The following is a 1,971-nucleotide window of genomic DNA, read 5'->3' as shown; positions in this document are numbered from 1 at the left end:
GCGGCATCGACGGCCGCGTCGACCTCGTCGCGCGTGCTGCCCGAGCGGAGCACCGCCACCAGACGCGCTCCGGGGACGTCGCCGTTCTCCAGTGCCTCCGCTACCGCGGTCCCGATCGCGCCGGCGCCGATCACGGCCACCGCCAACGGGGGGACGGATGCCCGGTCCGGCCGCGCAGAGGGGGAGTGGTGAGGGGTCATGGTGGCCTCACCGTACCCACGGCCCCTCCGCGGCCGCGCGTTCCCGGCGGTTACCCGGTGGAGCCCACGAGCATCGTCGGGGTGATCCCGAGGTTCGCCCCGTCCGCCACCAGTGCCCGGCCCTCGTCCGTCGCAAGCGCGGCTCCCATCGCCTCGGCGTCCGCGAAGAACAGCTGGGCCATCAGGTGGAACTCGGGTGCGGAGCCGTCCGGGCCGGGCAGGAAGCGTGTGACCTTGGCGTCGTCGAGGCCCGGAACCGCGCGGGCGAGGGGGATGTGGGTCCCGTCGTAGTACTCGTCGAACTTCTCGACGTCGTCGGGGGTTCCGTAGAGGACGGTGAGGGTGATCAAGGGGGTCCTTTCGAGGGGCGCTCCATCCGGTCGTCCGGAGGGTCGCGCACCGGGGATGATGCCGCAGTCGGTCGGGTGGGGAGACGGATTCGCCGGTTGTGGTCGGAGTCCGGATCGGTCGGACCGGCTCCCGATGTGCCAGCATGGTCCCCAGAGTCCCGTGGACGGGTCTCCCGGACGAGGGGCGCCGTACCCGGAGCGCGACAAGACGGCCCGCGGAGGCTGTCATGGCGTGGTTCGTACTCGTTCTGTCCGGGATCCTCGAGGCGGTGTGGGCCACCGCGTTGGGCAGATCCGAGGGCTTCACCCGGCTCGTCCCGTCCGTGGTGTTCGGGGTCGCCCTGGTCGTGAGCATGGCCGGGTTGGCCTACGCGATGAGAGGCCTCCCGGTGGGAACCGCCTACGCCGTGTGGGTCGGCATCGGCGCCTCCCTGACCGTGCTGTACGCCATGGCCACCGGCGCGGAACCGGTCTCGCCGGCCAAGGTGGTCTTCCTCCTGGTGATCATCGGCGGGGTGGTCGGACTCAAGACCGCTGCGTGACCGCCTCGTCAGCGCGGCGCCGGGGTCTACGGTGAGGTGATGAGATCGCGTGCGGCCGGACCACTGGTCGGCCTGGGACTCGTCTACGGGGCCGGGGCCGGCCTGATCATCGGGCTCGCGGTCGCCGGCCCGACCGGCCTGGCCCCGGGCCTGGTCATCGGCGCCGGCCTCGGTGCGGTCGCCGGGAACGTGGCGGAACTCGGGCGTACGGTGGTCCGGAGGCAGGCCCACCGACCCGAGACCCCTCGTGGTCTGCACCGTCATCGACGTCTCCCGAGAGGACCGGTCCACCCATGACCTCCATCACCACAGTCGACCGCGGACCGCGCGTCGTCGCCCGGCGCGTCACCGTCAACGCCCCCGCCGACGAGTTGTTCGCGCTGGTCAACGACCCCGCGAAGCACGGCCTCGTCGACGGATCGGGGACGGTCCGCGACAACGTCAAGGGCCCGTCCGCCCTGTCCGAGGGTGCGAAGTTCACCACGAGGATGCGGATGTACGGCGTCCCGTACCGCATCACCTCCACGGTGACCGAGCATGTCGACACCCCGGAGCTCAAGGTCGTCGAGTGGGCCCACCCCGCCGGGCACCGCTGGCGCTGGGAGTTCACCCCGACCGCCGACGGGCGGACCGAGGTCACCGAGAGCTTCGACAACCGTGAGTCGAAGATCGGGCGGGTCATGGAGCGCGTCGGGATGGCGGAGAAGAACGCCGCCGGGATCACCGAGACGCTCTCGCGCCTGGCCGCGAGGTACGAGTCGAACCGCTGACGATCCGGCCGCGCGCCGCGGGCCGGGCGCGGTCTAGGCGCGCGTGAGGAGCAGCGGAGCCGCGGCGATCCGGGACCACGGGCCACCGACGAAGGTCAACCCCAGGAGC

At 72.0% G+C, this 1,971-nt stretch carries 4 protein-coding genes, 1 pseudogene and 1 riboswitch; of the genes and pseudogenes, 3 read left to right on the top strand and 2 right to left on the bottom strand.

The annotated features are described in order from the left end of the window. Together G6020_RS14145 and G6020_RS14140 are read right to left on the bottom strand one after the other, a co-directional pair. Positions 1-200: pseudogene (locus tag G6020_RS14145) on the bottom strand (hypothetical protein); the annotation flags it as partial. 50 nt (positions 201-250) lie between these two features. Next, entirely contained in the window at positions 251-550 is a 300-nt protein-coding gene (locus G6020_RS14140; protein WP_182611047.1) for an EthD family reductase, read from the bottom strand. Between the two features lie 150 nt (positions 551-700). Continuing rightward, positions 701-768, top strand: a riboswitch (guanidine-III (ykkC-III) riboswitch). Positions 769-777: 9 nt separating this feature from the next. Between G6020_RS14140 and G6020_RS14135 the strand changes: the two genes are divergently transcribed. The 3 genes from G6020_RS14135 to G6020_RS14125 are packed head-to-tail and all read left to right on the top strand — an operon-like array spanning position 778 to position 1,862. Continuing rightward, positions 778-1,092, top strand: a complete 315-nt coding sequence (locus G6020_RS14135; RefSeq protein WP_179523245.1) for an SMR family transporter — start codon at positions 778-780, stop codon at positions 1,090-1,092. A gap of 39 nt (positions 1,093-1,131) precedes the next feature. Then, on the top strand, positions 1,132-1,389 hold the full coding sequence (locus tag G6020_RS14130; protein ID WP_182611046.1) for a hypothetical protein: 258 nt from the start codon (positions 1,132-1,134) through the stop codon (positions 1,387-1,389). Then, positions 1,386-1,862, top strand: coding sequence for an SRPBCC family protein (locus G6020_RS14125; protein WP_179523243.1), 477 nt, complete (start codon positions 1,386-1,388; stop codon positions 1,860-1,862). The genes G6020_RS14130 and G6020_RS14125 overlap by 4 nt, the downstream gene beginning before the upstream one ends. Positions 1,863-1,971: the final 109 nt, after the last annotated feature.

This window comes from Dietzia sp. B19 (assembly GCF_014145155.1).
Taxonomy (GTDB): Bacteria; Actinomycetota; Actinomycetes; order Mycobacteriales; family Mycobacteriaceae; genus Dietzia; species Dietzia natronolimnaea.
The sequence above is the reverse complement of the archived record's forward strand: the minus strand, read 5'-3'. Positions and strand labels throughout refer to the sequence as shown.